Source organism: Pseudoalteromonas sp. AWM4_233, from assembly GCF_056158285.1.
Genome location: NZ_JBSWSZ010000007.1, coordinates 4574 through 5520, shown reverse-complemented (window position 1 = coordinate 5520; position 947 = coordinate 4574). Strand labels below are relative to the sequence as shown.

General features: G+C 39.7%; 1 protein-coding gene. It reads right to left on the bottom strand.

The features are described 5' to 3' along the window. Window positions 1-68: 68 nt before the first annotated feature. Window positions 69-680, bottom strand: coding sequence for a TetR/AcrR family transcriptional regulator (locus tag ACXAC4_RS18040; protein WP_475161634.1), 612 nt, complete (start codon window positions 678-680; stop codon window positions 69-71). Window positions 681-947 lie beyond the last annotated feature (267 nt).

The window sequence follows — 947 nt, the reverse complement described above, 5'->3', positions numbered from 1 at the left end:
AAGGTTAACGACGGTTAGATTCACCTCTTACACAGCACCTCTAAAAGGTGTTTTTAATATTTGTTAGCTTAAACTTCGTAGTAGGCCAAGAAGAAGTCGATTGTATCTTCAGCCAATTTAGTGATCTCTTGCTCAGTCAATGGCTCTGCTTGATGCAAAATTTGCGGCCAAAATGCTTGGCCTTTTAATAAGCTCACCAACTGCTCATGCGCTAAACGTGGCTCAGCCTCTTTTATTTTGCCATCCTGCATGGCCGACTTTAACCATCGAATTGTTGTCGTTTCTTGTTCGAAAAACTCACCAATGTTATCGACAAATTTGTCTGGGTTGAATAAGCACACCCCCATTGCAACGCGAATAAGCTCATGCATCTTTTTGTCATTCATGAACTGAATTTCTTTCACCACCAGCTCATGAAGTTGCGCTTTTACAGGGGTTGTCGCGTCGTAAGGAAAGTCGTGGTTTACGAAGTTTTGACTCCAAATATCTTTAATTATTTCAGTAACTAAAGTTTCTTTATTTTGGAAATGATTGTACACGGTACGCTTCGACACGCCTGCAGTTTCGGCCACTTTATCCATGCTGGTATCGCTCACACCATATTTTTGAAACGCTTCAACTGCGCCATTCACTATGGCTTCGCGCTTAAGCTCACTTCGTGTTTTTTTAACTTCGCTCATAACTCACTCTCAGATATCTGATTGAGTTATTTTTACACTAATTAGTTTACTTTTCAAATTTCACCAGTAAACTACACCGTACAGTTTACTTGCAACTTTGCTGTTTCTGCTTGAGATCCAGCAACAAGCAAGTCGGAAAAATTAATTTAACTTATTGGCGAGCCTATACAGTATGAAACTTAATGCTTTAGTTAATCTAACGACTCTCAAAGTCACGACTGCATTTATTATGACAATCGCTATGTCGTCTGCCCTCACTTATTATCC

What these genes read in the sequence shown, in the direction of transcription:
- ACXAC4_RS18040 (WP_475161634.1), bottom strand. Translation starts at nt 680, where the DNA reads ATGAGCGAAGTTAAAAAAACACGAAGTGAGCTTAAGCGCGAAGCCATA.